This is a genomic window from Allobosea sp. P2_B12, assembly GCF_056404835.1.
In genome coordinates this window covers 36,244-52,933 of sequence record NZ_JBFUDG010000016.1, presented here as the reverse complement: position 1 = coordinate 52,933, position 16,690 = coordinate 36,244, and the positions used below count along the sequence as shown (strand labels likewise).

Genomic DNA, 16,690 nt, shown 5'->3' with positions numbered 1-16,690 from the left:
CGGCGCCTCGCCGGCCGCTTTTTCTGGGGATGGCGGCGTCAAGCCGCCCCCTCAGACATCCCCCCATGCACGCCCACATCTTGCGGAGGACATCGTTCCAGCCGAGTCATGAGATCGTCGCCCATGGAGGTCCGCCGATGATCTTGAGCCGCCGCAAGATTGCTGCCGGCCTGCTGGCCGCGCCCGCGCTGCTGACGGCCTGCCCCGGCCTCGCCGCCGGCCGGCCGGTGACGGTCGCCTCGCTCTTCGGCGAGGACAAGCCGGAGACGATGGTCTGGCGCCGCATCGCGCAGACGCTGGAGCGAACCGCGCCCGGCCGCTTCGATCTCCGCATCGTCGGCAATGCCGCGCTCGGCGGCGAGAAGGAGGTCGCCGAGGGCCTGCGGCTCGGCTCGGTGCAGGCCTCGCTCTCCACCATCTCGGCGCTGTCGGGCTGGGTGCCGGAGGGCCAGATCCTCGACCTGCCTTTCCTGTTCCGCGACCGCGGCCATCTGCGGCGCGTGCTCGACGGGCCGCTCGGTGCCGAACTCAAGGGCAAATACGAGGCGCAGGGCTTCGTCGTACTCGGCTTCATCAATTACGGCGCGCGCCACCTCCTGGCGAAGGAGCCGATCACGACGCCCGCCGCGATCAGGGGCAAGCGCATCCGGGTCATCCAGAGCCCGCTCCACACCGAGCTCTGGTCCGGCCTTGGCGCCTATCCGACGCCGATCCCGATCCCCGAGACCTATAACGCCCTGAAGACCGGCGTGGTCGATTGCATGGACCTGACCAAATCGGCCTATGTCGGCTTCCGCCTGCATGAGGTCGTGCCCTGGCTGATCGAGACCGGCCATATCTGGGCGAGCGGCGTCATCATGGTCTCGGCCGCCTTCTGGAAGAGCCTGTCGGCCGACGACAGGACGGCGCTTGCCGCCGCCGCCGCCGAGGGCACGGCCTATTTCGACGAGTTGATCGTCGCCGACGAGGCGGCCTCGATGGCAAAGGCGGCAGCCGAGGGCGGCAAGGTCGCGGCAGCAGAGGACCGGCCCGCCTGGGAGGCGGGCGCGCGCAAGGTCTGGACCGCCTTTGCGCCCAGACTCGGCGGGCTAGATCGGATCGAGGCCATCGCCAGAACGGCGTGATCGAGCGCGCCCCTCCCATTCGCCCAATCTTTCAAGGAGCCCTCATGCCGCAGTCCATCGACCACATCGTCATCGCCGTCGCTGATCTCGACCAGGCGGTGCGCGACTACGAGACGCTGGGCTTCACCGTGCTTGAGGGCGGCGAGCATCCGCGTGGCTCGCGCAATGCGCTCGTGGTGCTGGCCGATGGCGCCTATCTCGAGATCATCGCCTTCTCGCGGCCGGTGCCGGGCTTCCGCTGGTGGCAGGTGCTGGAGGGGGCCGGCAGCGGGCTGGTCGACTACGCCCTGCTTCCCGCCGATACGCTTGATGTCGATCTGGCGCGGACCCGCGCTGCCGGTATCGAGATCGACGGGCCGATCGATGGCGAGCGCCTGCAGCCGGACGGCACGCGGATCGCCTGGCGCTCGGCCCGCCCGCCCGAGCCCGACATCCCCTTCATCTGCGAGGACGTCACGCCGCGTGCGCTGCGCGTGCCCGAGGGCAAGCCGCGCAAGCACGCCAATGGCGTCACCGGCGTCGCCGGCGTCACCGTCGCGGTGAGCGATCTCGCAGCCTCCGTGGCGCGCTACCGCGCCCTGACCGGGCTGGAGCCGCTCGCCAGCGGCGGCGTGCCGGGCCTCGGCTTCGGGCTGGTCCAGTTCAGGATCGGGCGCCAGATGCTCTCGCTGACGCAGCCCCGCGGCGATTCCTGCGAGGGCCTGACACGCCATCTCGGCCGGCGCGGGCAGGGCGCCTATGCGATCTCCTTCTACGGCCCAGCCGATCGCTGCCTCGACCGCGCGCTCGCCCATGGTGCGAGGCTGGAGATCGTGAAGGCGTTGTGAGAGGCAACGTCGACACGGCCCCTCGCACAGCTGAGCGCTATCCCTTCGCGCGGGCCGGCATGCTATGGCGCCCGCACCAAGGGGATCGCGAGGCGGGGATGCGCAAACTTCTGATCATCGGCATCGGCGCCGGCGACCCGGACCATATGACGGTGCAGGCGATCAAGGCGCTGAACCGGGCCGATGTCGTCTTCCTGCCGGACAAGGGCCAGGAGAAGGCGGCTCTGCGCCATCTGCGCGAGCAGATCTGCGCCCGCTTCATCGAGAAGCCCTATCGGACGGTGACGGTCGAGACGCCGCAACGCGCTGAGGCCGGCACCGATTATCGCGGCGTCGTCGACGACTGGCATGCGCGCATCGCCGCGAATTACGAGCGCCTGTTCCGCGAGGAGTTGAGCGAAGGTCAGTCCGGCGCGCTCCTCGTCTGGGGCGATCCGGCGCTCTATGACAGCACGCTGCGCATCGTCGAGCGCGTCCGCGCCGGTGGTCTCGCGCTCGACTGGGAGGTCGTTCCCGGCATCAGCAGCGTTCAAGTGCTCGCCGCTCGCCACAGGATCGCGCTCAACCGCATCGGTGAGCCGATCCTGATCACCACGGGCCGCAAGCTCGCGGCCGGCTTTCCGGCCGGGCAGGACAGCGTCGTCGTCATGCTCGACGGCGAACAGGCTTTTGCGCAGATCGCGCCCGAGGATCTCGAGATCTACTGGGGCGCCTATCTCGGCACGGCCGACGAGATCCTGATCGCGGGTCGTCTTGCGGATGTCGCCGACGAGATCGAACGCGTCCGCGCCGAAGCCCGCGAAAAGCATGGCTGGATCATGGACACCTATCTGCTGCGGTGCACGCAACAGTAACGGGGTTCGTGGGGGACCACGCCGTCATCCCGGACAAGCGGCGCAGCCGCGCCGATCCGGGATCCATGCCTGAACCGTTCCGGAATGGATCCCGGATATCCGCTTCGCTGCGTCCGGGATGACGGCGAGGCGTTGGATATCCCCACCGCTTGCCCCCCGCCACGACCGCATGTGAGATGCGCGTCACGGAACGCAGGACGAGCCATGCCTTCGACCAAGCGCCACAGGATCGCCGAAGAAGGCGGCGTCGAGCGGGATGTCCTCGATCTCGGCGGATATGTCCCGTATTTCCTGACCGCGATCTCCAACACCTGGTCGCGCAGCTCCTCGCGGTTGTATCTGGAGCGCTTCGGCGTCGGCGTCACCGAATGGCGCGTGATCTCGCAGCTTGCCATCGAGCCCCGCATCGCGGCGCAGCGCATCTGCGAGGTCATCGGCCTCGACAAGGGCGCTGTCAGCCGCAGCGTCGCGGCGCTGGTGGCGGCCGGCCATGTCGCTGAGAGCGCCGACGGCCGCGACGCCCGCCGCCAGTTGCTTGAGCTGACGCCGAGTGGCTATGCCCTGCATGATAGCCTGATCGCACTGGCCACAGCCCGCGAGCAGATGATGCTGGAGGGCTTCACGCCGGAGGAGCGCGCCCAGTTTACCGGATTCCTGCGCCGGCTCCATGCCAGGCTGCCGGAGCTGCGCGAGTTCAGGCCGAACGGAGAGGGCGAGAGATAGCGCCCGTCACCAGCGCCGGTAGCTGTAGCCGAACCCGTAGCCGCCATAGGGGCCGCCGAAGTCGTGATAGGCATAGGCCCGGCGGCTGTCGGCGCGGTCGCGGTCGATCTCCTGCAGGCATTGTGCGAAGGCGTCGGTTCCGGTGCGGAAGCCATAGCCGCGGCATTGCTCGACATCGAGCGCGCGACGCTCGTCCAGGGTCATGCAGCCGCCGGCCGTGAGTGTCAGGGCCAGCGCTGCCAACAGCGCGATCTTCATCTCCGTCATCCCTTGGCTTGCAGTCGCGATGCCTGAATCAAGGCCGTAAATGCGTCGAGATTGCGGGCGCGTCTCAGGCATAGCGCCTCGCCGCCTCACCATGCGCCCGCCTCAACGCCGCGAGATCGAGCCCTGGTACCGCCCCGTCGATGACGCGCCAGCGCCCTGCGACCATCACCCGGTCGGCGCGGCTGGCGCCGCAAAGAACCAGCGCCGCGACCGGATCATGCGCGCCCGAGAAGCGCAATTCGTCGAGCCGGTAGAGCGCGAGATCGGCCTGCATGCCGACGGCGATCGCGCCGATATCGGAGCGTCCGAGGCAGCGCGCCGAGCCTTGCGTCGCCCAGCGGATCACGTCGCGCGCCGTCACCGCCGTCGCGCTCTCATAGCGCAGCCGGTTGATCAGAAGCGCGTGGCGCAGTTCCTCCATCAGGTTGGAGCCGTCATTGCTGGCCGAGCCATCGACGCCCAGACCCAGCGGTGCGCCGGCGGCTTCCAGCTCGCGCGTTCGGCAGAAGCCCGAGGCCAGCACGCCGTTTGAGGTCGGGCAATGGCACACGCCGACGCCGGCCTTGCCCAGCCTGTCGCATTCCTCGCAGGAGAAATGCACGCCATGCGCCAGCCAGGTTTTCGGCCGCATCCAGCCGGTCTCCTCCAGCAGATCGAGCGGGCGCTTGCCATAGACGTCAAGGCAATAGGCGTCCTCATCCCGGGTCTCGGCGAGATGGGTGTGCAGCGGCGCATCGAACTTCGCCGCGAGCTCCGCACTTTTCGCCATCAGTGACGGCGTCACCGAGAAGGGCGAGCAGGGTGCGAGCGCGATCTGGATCATGCTGCCCGGTGCGGGATCATGGAACAGCTTGAGCACGCGCTCGCTGTCCTCAAGGATCGTGTCCTCGTCCTGCACGACGGAGTCGGGCGGCAACCCGCCGTCCTTCTGCGACAGGTTCATCGAACCGCGCGAGATTGTCGCGCGGATGCCGAGCGCCTGCGCCTCATCCACCGCAATGTCGACCGCGTTCTCCAGCCCCTTGGGATAGAGATAATGATGGTCGGCCGCCGTGGTGCAGCCCGACAGCAAAAGCTCCGTCAGCGCGACCCGCACCGCCAGCCGCAGATCATCCGGCGTCAGCCGCGCCCAGAGCGGATAGAGCGCGGTGAGCCAGGGAAACAGCTCGCGGTCGATCGCCGCCGGATGGGCCCGCGTCAGCGTCTGGTAGAAATGATGATGCGTGTTGATCAGGCCGGGCAGCACGACATGGTTCGAGGCGTCGAAGACCTCGTCGACCGGCAGGGCAGGGGCGCCTCCGGCCGCGACCAGCTCGACGATACCGGCGCCATCGACGACGACCCCGCCGCCGGCCTTGTCCGCGACGATCCCGAGCGGGTTCCTGATCCAGAGGCGCATGAAGTATTCCGATGATCGTCGCGAATGGTCAGGGCGAAGCGCGCCTCAATCCCAGGGCAGGTCGATCTTGCAGCGGAAGCCGACGAAGCACTGCGGCACATCGCGGCTCGGCACGAAGGCGGGCTCCAGGAATTCGCCATGCGCGCAGAAGCCGGGGTCGCGCACGAAGCGGTCATAGGTGAAGCCGCCGGTGCCGAGCACGATCGCGCCGTTGGCATCGACGCTCTGCTTGTTGGCGGCGCAGGTCCGGGTGACCGTCGAGGGACGCGACTGGGCCAGCGCGGACCCGGCCGCCAGCACCAGCATCAGGAACAGGGTGAAACGCTTCATGACGGCCTCCAAGATGCTCCGGCTGCGATAAGACGCTCAGGCTGTGATGCCATCCTAACACGGCGGCAGGCGCTGTCGTTCCCCCGGGAAGCATGGCGCGCATCAGCTCGTCCCGCCTGCCATGCTTGACGAGGCGCCGCTCATCCGCCATCGCTCCGCCCGTCATGCTCGGGCTTGTCCCGAGCATCCACGTCTATCCACCTGTCCACGTCGCAAGACGTGGATGGTCGGCACAGGGCCGACCATGACGAGAGAGCCCCGCCATGACGAACCTCACCGATCTCGCCGCCACCATCGATGCCGCCTGGGAGGCCCGCTCCGAGATCGGCATCACCACCAAGGGCGCGGTGCGCGAAGCGGTCGAGCAGGCGATCGAGATGCTCGATGCAGGCACCGCCCGCGTCGCCGAGAAAATCGGCACGGACTGGGTTGTGCATCAGTGGCTGAAGAAGGCGGTGCTGCTCTCCTTCCGCCTGACCGACAACATGATCATCGCCAATGGCCCCGGCGAAGGCGTGTTCTGGGATAAGGTGCCCTCCAAGTTCGAAGGCTGGGGCGAGAACCGCTTCCGCGCCGCGGGCTTCCGCGTCGTGCCCCCGGCCGCCGCGCGCAAGGGCTCGTTCCTGGCGCCCAACGTCGTGCTGATGCCGTCCTTCGTCAACATCGGCGCCTATGTCGACAGCGGCACGATGGTCGACACCTGGGCGACGGTCGGCTCCTGCGCCCAGATCGGCAAGAACGTCCATCTCTCGGGCGGCGTCGGCATCGGCGGCGTGCTTGAGCCGCTGCAGGCCAACCCGACCATCATCGAGGACAACTGCTTCATCGGCGCGCGCTCCGAGGTCGTCGAGGGCGTTATCGTCGGCGAGGGCTCGGTGCTCTCGATGGGCGTCTTTATCTCGGCCTCGACCAAGATCGTCGATCGGGCCACCGGCGTCGTCCATGTCGGCAAGGTGCCGCCCTATTCGGTGGTCGTGCCGGGCGCCCTGCCGGGCAAGCCCTTCCCGGATGGCACGCCCGGCCCCTCGCTCTCCTGCGCCGTCATCGTCAAGACGGTCGATGCCCAGACCCGCTCCAAGACCGGCATCAACGAGTTGCTGCGCGATTGATCGCGCGTCGTTCCCGGTAGGCACGTCGTCCCCTTAAGGCACGTCATTCTCGGGCGGAGCGCAGCGCAGACCCGAGAATCTTCGGCCGAATGAGGCGCCGGAGTTCTCTGGTCACGAGATGCTCGGGTCAAGCCCGAGCATGACGTTCTAGGTCGATCCTCACCCCACCGGCGTCGACGCGCCCGCCTCCGGCGCGGTGCTGCTCGTGCCCGCCAGCGCATCGCGCAGGGCCTGTTCCCGCGTGTGGTCGAGCGAGGTCTTCAGCACCGTGCCGCCGGTTCCCTTGAGGGCTTCGAGAACCTTGTCGCCGGTCATCTTGCTGACCAGCACGAACAGCGCGGCATGGCCCGGCTGGAGGCTTCCCGCCAGCTCCTTCATGAAGCCGTCATTGACGCCGTAGTCGGTCAGCGCTCCGCCGAGCGCGCCCGATGCGGCGCCGAGCGCCGCGCCGAAGACCGGCATCAGGAAGATCGCCCCGATCAGCAGGCCCCAGAACGAGCCCGAGGCCGCGCCCAGCGCCGTGGTGTTGAGGAGCTGGTTCAGCTTCACCTTGCCGTCCTCGTGCATCACCGCGATGGTGGCGTCGCCGATCTCGATCAGATACTCCTTCTGCAGCGAGATGATCTTTTGCCGCATCTCCTCGGCCCGGGCTTCGGTCGGATAGACGATGACGATGAGATCGGACATGGGGCTCTCCTGCCACAGCGAGGGATCGAGACTTGGACCTGATATTTGACGGCCCTGTGGCAATGGTAAGCAACTGGAGGACAGAGATTTAGATCTGCATCAATCCAGGAGATCAATCGCCCGACGCCGCCTTCGCCGCCTCCACCGCGCGGCCCCGCAGCGGCAGCTCCTCCATGCGCAGCAGGAAGAACAGCGCGCAGGCGAAGCCGATGAAGGTCGCCGCGAAGACGTAACTGAACAGCCGCACCATCGTCTCGCGGTCGACGGCGCCGAGCTTGAGCGTCTCATGCGAGCCGCCAGTTCCCGCGACACCGATGCCGCCGAGCACGATCGCCCCGAACACGGCGACGATCAGCGCCCCGCCGATCTGCCGGAAGAAATTCGCCGTCCCCGTCGCCGTGCCGAGCTGATGCGGCAGGACGGCGTTCTGGATCGAGACGGTGGCGACGGGCAGCATCGTGCCCAGACCCAGGCTGACCACGCCGAGCAGCAGGCAAAACGGCGCCAGCGGCATCGTGCCCGCATAGACCGTCAGCAGCGCCATGCCGACAAGCGCGACGCTCAGGCCCGTGACCGGCACGCGGCGATAATGCGTCAGCCGCGTCATCGCCCAGCCCGACGAGGTGGCGCCCAGCACCGTGCCGCAGGTCAGCGGCAGCAGGCCGAGGCCCGAATAGGTCGCGCTCAGGCCCGCCACGGTCTCGAAATAAACCGGCAGGTAGATCGTCAGCCCGATGAAGGTGCCCATGCCGAAGCCGGCCGCGATCGTGCCCATCCGCACCACCGGATTGGCCAGCACGTCGAGCGGGATCAGCGGCTCGCCTGCCGTCCGCAGCCGCCAGGCGAAGCCTAGCCAGAGCACGAGCGACAGGCCGACCAGCCCTCCGATCGGCGCCGACATCCAGGGATAGTGCGTGCCGCCCCAGGACAAGGCCAGCAGCAGCGTCATCGTCGCGGCGGTGATCAGGCTGGCGCCGAGCACGTCGAGCTTGTGCGGCCGCTCGTGGCGCGGCAGCCGCTTCAGCGCCGAACTCGTCATCCAGTAGGCGGCAAGACCGAGCGGCAGGTTGATCCAGAAGATCACCGACCAGTGCAGCGCCTCGGCAATCACGCCGCCGAGCACCGGCCCGAGCAGGGAGGAGGCCATGAAGACGCTGGCGATATAGACCTGATAGCGCCCGCGCTCCTTGGGTGGCACCATGTCGGCGATGATGGTCTGGGCCAGCGCGATCAGCCCGCCGCCGCCGAGCCCCTGAACGAAGCGCGCCACCACCAGAAACCACAGCGAGGGCGCCAGCGCGCAGGCGGCGGAGCCGATCACGAAGACGACGATGCCCGAGAGCAGCACCACCCGCCGGCCATGGATGTCGGCGAGCTTGCCGTAGAGCGGCGTCACGGCGGTCGAAGCCAGGAGATAGGAGGTCACGACCCAGGAGAGATGCGTGACGTCGCCGAGTTCGCGCCCGATCGTTGGCATCGCGGTGGCGACGATGGTCTGATCCAGCGCCGCCAGGAACATCGCCAGCATGATGCCGAACAGGATGCTGCGGATGTCCTCATGGCTCAGCGGCGCAGCCGCGGTCGGCGCCTGATGCGCGTGCGTCTCGACCGGCTTGTCCATGGATTCAGTGCTGTCCGTGCGTCTTTGTATGTCCTCAGTCTAGAAGCCCCCCAAGCCATGCGCCAGAGGCAGGGCGAGCCATCACGGTCTGGCGGCTATGCTTTGCCCGATGGAACCTGCGGGCCGGGACGCCGTTCAGCGCTCCCGCCGCAGCACCATGCCGCCATGGTGGAGCACGTCGTCGATGAAATCGCCATCGGCGGTGAAGCCGGTGTCATCGACATAGTCGATGTGGGTGCCGGTGACCGTGTAGCGCCCCTGATAGGCGCTTTTGCGGTTGCCCCTGGCCTCGTCATAGCGGCCATTCGGCAGCAATTCATGCCGGACATGACCGTCGGCCGTGACCCACATCCCGACATAAGGGTGGGCCGGGGCGCGCTGGTTCTGTGCTGTCATGGTGCGTTCCTGTGAAAGGGCGTGTCGTGTCGCCAGCGCGCCGGCCGCGACCGCCAGCAGGCGGCCGAGGCTGCGCCGGGTCGGTGAGGTCGGCATCATGGCTTTCGCCCCGCTGCGCCGCGCCGCTCGTTGAACAGCTCGATCAGCGTCTGCGCCGCTGCGATGGCACGCGGAAACCCCGCGGGGACCGTCGTCAGATAGACGATCTCCTTCAGATCGGCCTCGCTGACGCCGAGATTGAGCGCGTAGCCGGCATGGATCTTCAGGAAGGGCTGATTGCCGAGCGCGGCGAAGGCCGCGACGGCGACAAGCTGACGCGTCCGGTGGTCGAGTTCGCTGCGGCTCCAGACATCGCCGAGCGCATAGTCGGTCAGCGCGTCTGCGAGGAACGGGAATTCGCGGCGCAGTCCTTCGAGCGTCGGCTGGGTACCGCCGGAATTCAGCGTCCGGATCGTGTCCTCGCCGCGCTTGCGCCGTTCTGCGGCGCTCTGTTCGGCGAAGGCCGGCCTGGCATCGGCGGCGAATATCGTGGCCGCGATCACCGCCGTCGCCATCATGGCTGTGCTGCTCATCGTGCTCTCCCTGCATCGTTTCGACGAGGGCGATGGTGCGGCGGCCGGGTCCGCGATCGGTAGACCTATCCTCCCTGAAGCTTGCCCGATCCTCCAGACGCGGAGGTTTCCCGGGCGGCACCGGTTGCGGCCACGGACTTATTCCGGCAGGGGCCTTATAATCGGGGGTGGTCTTCCCCATGTCCAAATCAGGGTCGTCGAGAGCAAGCCGCCATTGCGGTTGATCTGCTCCGGGACGATCAACCTCGAGACAATATCGGTACTGCTGACGCTCCTCCCGGAGCGATGGCGCGTGCGCGCAGGACCGGCAGGACATCATGGCACTCAACTTCCCAAATCCGGTCCGCAGCTTCGATGCCGGCCGCTCCTGCGTCAGCTTCTGGGGCTCGGACGCTTCGCTGGAGATCGCCTTCCAGATCGAGATCGACGCGCTGCGCAAGCTCGGGGCGAATATCGGCGATGGCGAGGCGCAGATGCTCGCGACCTTCGACAGCCATCGCGATGCCATCCTGAACGCGGCCGCGACGGCTTATAACCGTCGCAAGGCGAGCTATCACCGCATCACGGCGGCCGACATGCCCGGGAAGGGATGAAGAGATGGCACGCCCACCCTATAAGATCGGCGACATGGTCAACCTGACCGCCGGCTTCCACAATCAGGTCCGGCCCGGCCCCTTCGAGATCACGCGGCTGATGCCGCCGCGCGACAACAAGGAAGAACAGTACCGCGTGCGTGGCCCCGACGGCCTCGAACGCGCCGTCGGCCATCACGAGATCGAGGAAGAGATCCCGCTTCCGGGCGGGGCGCCGGGCTGAACGGAGGAGGCGTTCCTCAGCCTTCATCCTGAGGAGGCCCGCAGTTTCGGCGAAGGGCGCAGGGAACCCTTCTCCTGTAAGGAGAAGGGCAGGGATGAGGTGTCGCCCCTCGCCAGCGAAACGCCGAGCCAACCGCAGCGTGCGGTGAGGGCTCGGCCTCATGCGGATGACGGCCGACCCCTCACCCTACCCTCTCCCTCCGGGAGAGGGTTCCCCGCGCTTGATGCCGTCTGGCGTGGCTTCTTCTGAAAACTTATCCCCGCCCCACAAACCCAACCCTATCCTACACTCGCTCCGCCCGACCAAGGGGGCTGTCGCGAGGCGTCGTGCGGCCGGGTGGAGTGCGGTGTTCATGGAGGAGGGCCGTCGCGCGCTTTCGACCATGGAGGTGCCGTCGATCGTCAGGGCCGAAACTGGGCAGGCTCGAGCCCGTGCCGGGACGTAGGGACGACGAGGGACCCCCAGACAACCGCGTGCGGGACGGGGCGGCGGCTGTTGGCGCTGCTTCGACACGACATTCGACATCGACACGCAGCCGTCGACTGCGGCGCCGCCTCGTCCCGCGCATCCCCTTGGATACGCATTCGCAGAACCCGAGAACCCCGCGGCGATCAGCCGGCCGGGGCGCTCAGTGCGGCGCGGGCCGTCAGCCGCTACAGCGGTTTCCTGATCCACTTGGCGATGACACCGACGATGCCCTCGCGGAAGGTCATCACGCAGATCACGAAGATCACGCCTTGCACCACCGTGACCCAGGCGCCAAGCGAGGCGAGATAGTTCTGCATCGAGACGATGACAAGCGCGCCGGCAATCGGGCCGAACACGGTGCCGAGACCCCCGACCAGCGTCATCAGCACGACCTCGCCCGACATCGACCAGTGCACATCGGTGAGCGACGCCAACTGGAACACGATCGCCTTGGTCGAGCCGGCCAGCCCCGCCAGCATCGCAGACAGCACGAAGACCGCGAGCTTGTACTGGTTGGCGCGGTAGCCGAGCGAGATCGCCCGGGGCTCGTTGTCGCGGATCGCCTTGCAGACCTGGCCGAAGGGCGAGTGGATGATGCGGTAGATCGCGAGCAACCCGCCCATGAAGATCGCCGCCACCAGCCAGTACAGCGCCCGGTCGTCGGAAAGGTCGATCAGGCCCAAGAGCTTGCCGCGCGGCACCGCCTGGATGCCATCCTCGCCGCCGGTGAAGCGCGGCGTCTGCAGCGAGAAGAAGAACACCATCTGCGCCAGCGCCAGCGTGATCATGGCGAAATAGATGCCCTGCCGCCGGATCGCGAGCGCGCCGAAGACGAAGCCGAGCGCCGCCGAGACGGCCGTGCCGAGCAGGATCGCCAGTTCCGGGGTCAGGCCCCAGTTCTTGGCGGTGAAGGCACAGACATAGCTCGCCATGCCGAAATAGGCGGCATGGCCGAAGGAGAGCAGCCCGCCATAGCCAAGCAGCAGGTTGAAGGCGAGCGCGAACAGCGCAAAGCACAGAACCTTCATGACGAAGACCGGATAGGCGACGAAAGGCGCGATCACGAGCGCGACCGCGATCCCGATCATGATGGCGCGATGCAGGCGCTGCGTGCCCTTGTCGATCTCGCCCGGGATCAGCGCGGCGGCGGGAGTATCGATGGTGGCGATATCGGCCATGGTCAGATCCTTATCTCGTCGCGACGCATGGCCATCACGCCGCCCGTCCGAACAGGCCGGCAGGCCGCACGAGCAGCACCAGCACCATGATGATGAAGATCACCGTCGCCGAGCCCTCCGGGTAGAACACCTTGGTCAGGCCCTCGATCAGTCCCAGCGAGAAGCCGGTGACGATGGCGCCCAGGATCGAGCCCATGCCGCCGATCACCACGACGGCGAAGACGACGATGATCAGGTCCGCGCCCATGTTCGGGTTGACCGAGTAGATCGGCGCGGCCAGCACGCCGGCAAAGCCCGCCAGCGCGACACCGAAGCCGTAGGTCAGCGTCACCAGCAGGGGCACGTTGATGCCGAAGGCCTGGGTCAGGGTCGGGTTCTCGGTCGCGGCCCGCAGATAGGCGCCGAGCCTGGTCTTCTCGATCAGGAACCAGGTCGCAAGGCAGACCACCAGCGAGGCGACGACGACCCAGCCGCGGTACCAGGGCAGGAACATGAAGCCGAGATTCACGCCCCCGCGCAGTTCCGCCGGGATCTGGTAGGGCAGGCCCGAGGAGCCGTAACTGTTGCGGAACAGCCCCTGGATGATCAGCGCCAGGCCGAAGGTCAGGAGCAGCCCGTAGAGATGGTCGACATGCGCGATGCGCTTGAGCAGCAATCGCTCGATCGCGACGCCGGTCACGCCCACGATCAGCGGCGCCAGCAGCAACGCCGCCCAATAGTTGATGCCGAGATAGTTCAGGCACATCCAGGCGACGAAGGCGCCCATCATGTACTGCGCGCCATGGCTGAAATTGATGATGTTGAGCAGCCCGAAGATCACCGCCAGCCCGAGGCTGAGGATGGCATAAAACGAGCCATTGATCAGGCCGAGCAGGACCTGGCCGAACAGGGCTTGCGGGGGAATGCCGAGGAGTTCGAACATGCGGGGCTCAGATCATCTGGATTGGATCAGTAGTCAGTCTTGCCGGCATCCTAGCCGCGTCATGGTCGGGCTTGACCCGACCATCTCGAAAACCAGAAATCTCTGGTCATGAGATTCTCAGGGGGCAAGCCCGAGAATGACGCGCCTTGGACGGTCGCAAGACACGCCGCGCGAAACCCATCGCGCGGCGTGTCGATGGCTCACTTCTTGACGAGCGGGCATTCGCTTTCGGCGAGCGGGCGGAAGGCCTGCTCGGCCGGCAGCACCGAGATCTGCTTGTAGTAGTCCCACGGGCCCTTCGACTCGGCCGGCTTCTTGACCTCGAACAGATACATGTCGTGCATCTTGCGGCCGTCGGCGCGCAGCGAGCCCTTGCCGAACAGCGGGTCGTCGGTCGGCAGTTCCTTCATCTTGGCCATCACGACGGCCGAGTCCTTGCTCTTGGCCGCCTCGACCGCCTTGAGGTAATGCAGCATTCCGGAATAGACGCCCGCCTGCACCATGGTCGGCTTGTTGCCCTTGTTGAGCTTGGCGAAACGGTCCGACCAGGCCCGGGTCTGGTCGTTGGTGTCCCAGTAGAAGGCCTCCGTCAGCACCAGCCCCTGCGCGGTCGCGAGCCCGAGCGCATGCACGTCGGAGGCGAAGACGAGCAGGCCCGCGAGCTTCTGCCCGCCCGCGACGATGCCGAACTCTCCGGCCTGCTTGATCGCGTTGATCGTGTCGCCGCCGGCATTCGCCAGCCCGATGACCTTGGCCTTGGAGGCCTGCGCCTGCAGCAGGAAGGAGGAGAAGTCCGTACCCGGGAAAGGCGTGCGCACGGCGCCAAGCACCTTGCCGCCGTTCTTGGTCACGATCGCCGCGGTGTCGCGCTCCAGCGCATGGCCGAAGGCGTAGTCGGCGGTCATGAAGAACCAGGTGTCGCCGCCGGCCTTCACCATGGCGCCGCCGGTGCCCTGCGCCAGTGCATAGGTGTCGTAGGTCCAGTGTGCCGTGTTGGGCGAGCAGGCCTTGCCGGTCAGGTCGGACGAGGCGGCGCCCGAATTGATCAGGATCTTGTTCTTCTCCCGAGTGATCTGGTTGACCGCGAGCGCGACCGAGGAGGTCGGAACGTCGAGGATCAGGTCGACGCCGTCCTGGTCGTACCAGGTGCGGGCGATGGTCGAGCCGACATCGGGCTTGTTCTGGTGGTCGGCCGAGACGATCTCGACCTTGATGCCCTTCTCGGCGGCCTTGAAGTCCTCGACCGCCAGGCGCGCGGCAATCACCGAGCCCTCGCCGGAGAGGTCGGCATAGAGGCCGGAGCGGTCGTTGAGGACGCCGGCCTTGACGCTGATCTGCTGGGCGAGCGCGGGGCCTGTCATCAGCGCGCAGAGCGCTGTCGTCGTCAGAAACGTCTTGATCGTCATGTCGTCTCTCCCTGGAATGGCGTCGTTTTCGACGTGTTGTCCGATATGGATCGGATTGCGGGGCTTATTCAGTCAGATTTCTGGTTCAGACCCCGAGATAGCCGTGCAGCTTGCCGATATTGGCGTCGAGCTGGTCGTTCTCGATCATGTCGATGACCCGGCCCTGCTCGACGACATAGTGCCGGTCGGCGACGGTCGCAGCGAAGCGGAAGTTCTGCTCGACGAGGATGATCGTGTAGCCGTCCTGCTTCAACTTGCGGATCGTCGCGCCGATCTGGTCGATGATCACCGGAGCGAGCCCTTCGGTCGGCTCGTCGAGCAGCAGGAAATGCGCGCCGGTGCGCAGGATGCGGCCGATCGCCAGCATCTGCTGTTCGCCGCCCGAGAGCTTGGTGCCCTGGCTCTTCAGCCGCTCCTTGATGTTGGGAAACAGCGTGAAGATCTCGTCAAGCGAAAGCCCGCCCGGCCGCACCCGCGGCGGCAGCATCAGGTTCTCTTCGACGCTGAGCGAGGCATAGATGCCGCGCTCCTCGGGGACATAGCCGATGCCGAGCCGGGCGATGGCGCGCGAGGGCAGCCCGATCGTCTCCGCGCCCTCCAGCACCACCGAGCCCTTGCGCTTGGCCATGACGCCCATGATCGATTTGAGCGTCGTGGTCTTGCCGGCGCCGTTGCGGCCGAGCAGCGTCACGACCTCGCCCGGCGCGACATCGAAATCGATGCCGTGCAGCACATGCGATTCGCCGTACCAGGCTTCCAGCCCGCGCACCTTGAGCATGGGCGCGGCGGTGGTGGCTTTCGCCGGAGACGGCGCGGCCTCAGTGAGCATGGCCCACTCCCGAACCGATATAGGCTTCGATCACGCGCGGGTCCTTCGAGACATGGGCATAGTCGCCCTCGGCCAGCACCTGCCCGCGCGCCAGCACGGTAATGTGGTCGCAGAGCGAGGCGACGACGGAGAGGTTGTGCTCGACCATCAGGATGGTGCGGTTCTGCGAGACCTTGCGGATCAGCGCCTCGATGCGCTCGACATCCTCGCGCCCCATGCCGGCCATCGGCTCGTCGAGCAGCATCATCTCGGGATCGAGCGCCAGCGTCGTGGCGATCTCGAGCGCGCGCTTGCGGCCGTAGGAGAGCTCGACCGCCGGCAGTTCGGCGAAGGCGGAGAGGCCGACGGCCTCGACCAGCCGCAGCGCCTCCTCGTCGAGCGGCTTCAGGACCTCTTCCGAGCGCCAGAAATCGAAGGAGTCGCCGCGTTTGCGCTGCAGCGCGATCCGGACATTGGTCTTGACGCTGAGCTGCGGGAACACCGCCGAGATCTGGAACGAACGCACCAGCCCGAGCCTGGCGATCTCGGCCGGCTTCTGGCGGGTGATGTCCCGGCCATTATAGATGATCGCGCCCTTCGTGGGTGCAAGGAACTTGGTCAGGAGGTTGAAGCAGGTCGTCTTCCCCGCGCCGTTGGGGCCGATCAGCGCATGAATCGTCCCGCGCCTCACCTTCAGGTCAACGCCGTTGACGGCCGTGAAGCCGCCGAAGTCCTTGGTTAATCCCGAGGTCGATAAAATAACGTCCTCAGCCATGCGTATCGCTTGCGATCGTCATCTTGTTCTTTCTTGGTTTTGCTCGTCTCCCTTGTATGGCATGCTGCACCGCGCTCACGGCATGAGTCAACGCTGCAACAGCGCCAAACGGCCTTGTGAAGACGCGCTTATCCCTTTGTCGTAGGGACGGCCCACGAAGGGTTCAGACAACCGAACTGTTCTATGCGCCTGCCGCCGCGGCCGGCCGATCGGAGCGGACAACTCCTCCAAATAGAGGATGCGCGACGGGCGGTAAGGAATAAATCGGTATGCGGGAGTGAACCAGGATCGCGCGGGGAGCGACAACAGGTCGATGATCCGAGAAAACCGGCTTTGCTCATATGGCATTTGCGAGTAATGTTTCGGTCTGTTTCCTGGCGATCCTGCGGCCGTCCTGTGGCGGCGTCT

Annotated in this window: 19 protein-coding genes; 7 read left to right on the top strand and 12 right to left on the bottom strand. The window is 66.8% G+C overall.

What is annotated here, in order from left to right; translation table 11 throughout:
* Positions 1 to 137: 137 nt before the first annotated feature.
* The 4 genes from AC1DYU_RS24650 to AC1DYU_RS24635 all read left to right on the top strand — a co-directional run bounded on the left by AC1DYU_RS24650 (position 138) and on the right by AC1DYU_RS24635 (position 3,528).
* Positions 138 to 1,124, top strand: coding sequence for a TRAP transporter substrate-binding protein (locus AC1DYU_RS24650; protein ID WP_476793926.1), 987 nt, complete (start codon positions 138 to 140; stop codon positions 1,122 to 1,124).
* A gap of 44 nt (positions 1,125 to 1,168) precedes the next feature.
* Positions 1,169 to 1,951, top strand: coding sequence for a VOC family protein (locus AC1DYU_RS24645; RefSeq protein WP_476793925.1), 783 nt, complete (start codon positions 1,169 to 1,171; stop codon positions 1,949 to 1,951).
* A 98-nt stretch (positions 1,952 to 2,049) separates the two neighbouring features.
* Positions 2,050 to 2,805, top strand: a complete 756-nt coding sequence (gene cobF, locus AC1DYU_RS24640) for a precorrin-6A synthase (deacetylating) (protein ID WP_476793924.1) — start codon at positions 2,050 to 2,052, stop codon at positions 2,803 to 2,805.
* A 204-nt stretch (positions 2,806 to 3,009) separates the two neighbouring features.
* Positions 3,010 to 3,528 carry a MarR family winged helix-turn-helix transcriptional regulator gene (locus tag AC1DYU_RS24635; protein ID WP_476793923.1) on the top strand — a complete coding sequence of 173 codons (519 nt, stop codon included), beginning with the start codon at positions 3,010 to 3,012 and terminating at the stop codon, positions 3,526 to 3,528.
* 6 nt (positions 3,529 to 3,534) lie between these two features.
* Here the strand turns inward: AC1DYU_RS24635 and AC1DYU_RS24630 are convergent, their stop codons facing one another.
* From AC1DYU_RS24630 to AC1DYU_RS24620, 3 genes are all read right to left on the bottom strand, one after another.
* Complete coding sequence (locus AC1DYU_RS24630) at positions 3,535 to 3,786, bottom strand: hypothetical protein (protein ID WP_476793922.1); 252 nt, start codon at positions 3,784 to 3,786, stop codon at positions 3,535 to 3,537.
* Between the two features lie 73 nt (positions 3,787 to 3,859).
* Positions 3,860 to 5,194, bottom strand: coding sequence for an 8-oxoguanine deaminase (locus AC1DYU_RS24625; protein WP_476793921.1), 1,335 nt, complete (start codon positions 5,192 to 5,194; stop codon positions 3,860 to 3,862).
* Positions 5,195 to 5,239: 45 nt separating this feature from the next.
* Positions 5,240 to 5,524 carry a hypothetical protein gene (locus AC1DYU_RS24620; RefSeq protein WP_476793920.1) on the bottom strand — a complete coding sequence of 95 codons (285 nt, stop codon included), beginning with the start codon at positions 5,522 to 5,524 and terminating at the stop codon, positions 5,240 to 5,242.
* Between the two features lie 263 nt (positions 5,525 to 5,787).
* Between AC1DYU_RS24620 and dapD the strand changes: the two genes are divergently transcribed.
* Positions 5,788 to 6,633, top strand: a complete 846-nt coding sequence (dapD, locus tag AC1DYU_RS24615; protein ID WP_158487578.1) for a 2,3,4,5-tetrahydropyridine-2,6-dicarboxylate N-succinyltransferase — start codon at positions 5,788 to 5,790, stop codon at positions 6,631 to 6,633.
* Positions 6,634 to 6,792: 159 nt separating this feature from the next.
* Here the strand turns inward: dapD and AC1DYU_RS24610 are convergent, their stop codons facing one another.
* The 4 genes from AC1DYU_RS24610 to AC1DYU_RS24595 form a co-directional block, all read right to left on the bottom strand.
* Positions 6,793 to 7,320, bottom strand: a complete 528-nt coding sequence (locus AC1DYU_RS24610; RefSeq protein WP_476793919.1) for a DUF1269 domain-containing protein — start codon at positions 7,318 to 7,320, stop codon at positions 6,793 to 6,795.
* 112 nt (positions 7,321 to 7,432) lie between these two features.
* Entirely contained in the window at positions 7,433 to 8,941 is a 1,509-nt protein-coding gene (locus AC1DYU_RS24605; protein WP_476793918.1) for an MDR family MFS transporter, read from the bottom strand.
* A 135-nt stretch (positions 8,942 to 9,076) separates the two neighbouring features.
* On the bottom strand, positions 9,077 to 9,436 hold the full coding sequence (locus AC1DYU_RS24600; protein ID WP_476793917.1) for an Atu4866 domain-containing protein: 360 nt from the start codon (positions 9,434 to 9,436) through the stop codon (positions 9,077 to 9,079).
* Positions 9,433 to 9,909: a carboxymuconolactone decarboxylase family protein gene (locus AC1DYU_RS24595; protein WP_476793916.1), complete on the bottom strand. Its 477-nt coding sequence runs from the start codon at positions 9,907 to 9,909 to the stop codon at positions 9,433 to 9,435. The genes AC1DYU_RS24600 and AC1DYU_RS24595 overlap by 4 nt, the downstream gene beginning before the upstream one ends.
* 317 nt (positions 9,910 to 10,226) lie before the next feature.
* On the opposite strand from AC1DYU_RS24595, the gene AC1DYU_RS24590 reads away from it, so the two are divergent.
* Both AC1DYU_RS24590 and AC1DYU_RS24585 read left to right on the top strand, forming a co-directional pair.
* Positions 10,227 to 10,502, top strand: a complete 276-nt coding sequence (locus AC1DYU_RS24590; protein ID WP_158487574.1) for a DUF1488 family protein — start codon at positions 10,227 to 10,229, stop codon at positions 10,500 to 10,502.
* Between the two features lie 4 nt (positions 10,503 to 10,506).
* Entirely contained in the window at positions 10,507 to 10,725 is a 219-nt protein-coding gene (locus tag AC1DYU_RS24585; protein WP_158487573.1) for a hypothetical protein, read from the top strand.
* A gap of 653 nt (positions 10,726 to 11,378) precedes the next feature.
* Here AC1DYU_RS24585 and AC1DYU_RS24580 read toward each other — a convergent pair.
* The 5 genes from AC1DYU_RS24580 to AC1DYU_RS24560 all read right to left on the bottom strand — a co-directional run bounded on the left by AC1DYU_RS24580 (position 11,379) and on the right by AC1DYU_RS24560 (position 16,282).
* Positions 11,379 to 12,371, bottom strand: a complete 993-nt coding sequence (locus tag AC1DYU_RS24580) for a branched-chain amino acid ABC transporter permease (protein ID WP_476793915.1) — start codon at positions 12,369 to 12,371, stop codon at positions 11,379 to 11,381.
* A gap of 34 nt (positions 12,372 to 12,405) precedes the next feature.
* Positions 12,406 to 13,293, bottom strand: a complete 888-nt coding sequence (locus AC1DYU_RS24575; protein ID WP_476793914.1) for a branched-chain amino acid ABC transporter permease — start codon at positions 13,291 to 13,293, stop codon at positions 12,406 to 12,408.
* A 200-nt stretch (positions 13,294 to 13,493) separates the two neighbouring features.
* Positions 13,494 to 14,699 (bottom strand): ABC transporter substrate-binding protein, encoded by a 1,206-nt coding sequence (locus tag AC1DYU_RS24570; protein ID WP_158485337.1) that lies wholly within the window; start codon positions 14,697 to 14,699, stop codon positions 13,494 to 13,496.
* An 85-nt stretch (positions 14,700 to 14,784) separates the two neighbouring features.
* Positions 14,785 to 15,528: an ABC transporter ATP-binding protein gene (locus AC1DYU_RS24565; protein WP_476793913.1), complete on the bottom strand. Its 744-nt coding sequence runs from the start codon at positions 15,526 to 15,528 to the stop codon at positions 14,785 to 14,787.
* The gene (locus AC1DYU_RS24560) at positions 15,518 to 16,282 is read right to left on the bottom strand and encodes an ABC transporter ATP-binding protein (protein WP_476793912.1); all 765 of its coding nucleotides are present in this window, start codon (positions 16,280 to 16,282) and stop codon (positions 15,518 to 15,520) included. Before AC1DYU_RS24560 ends, AC1DYU_RS24565 begins: the two co-directional genes overlap by 11 nt.
* Positions 16,283 to 16,690: the final 408 nt, after the last annotated feature.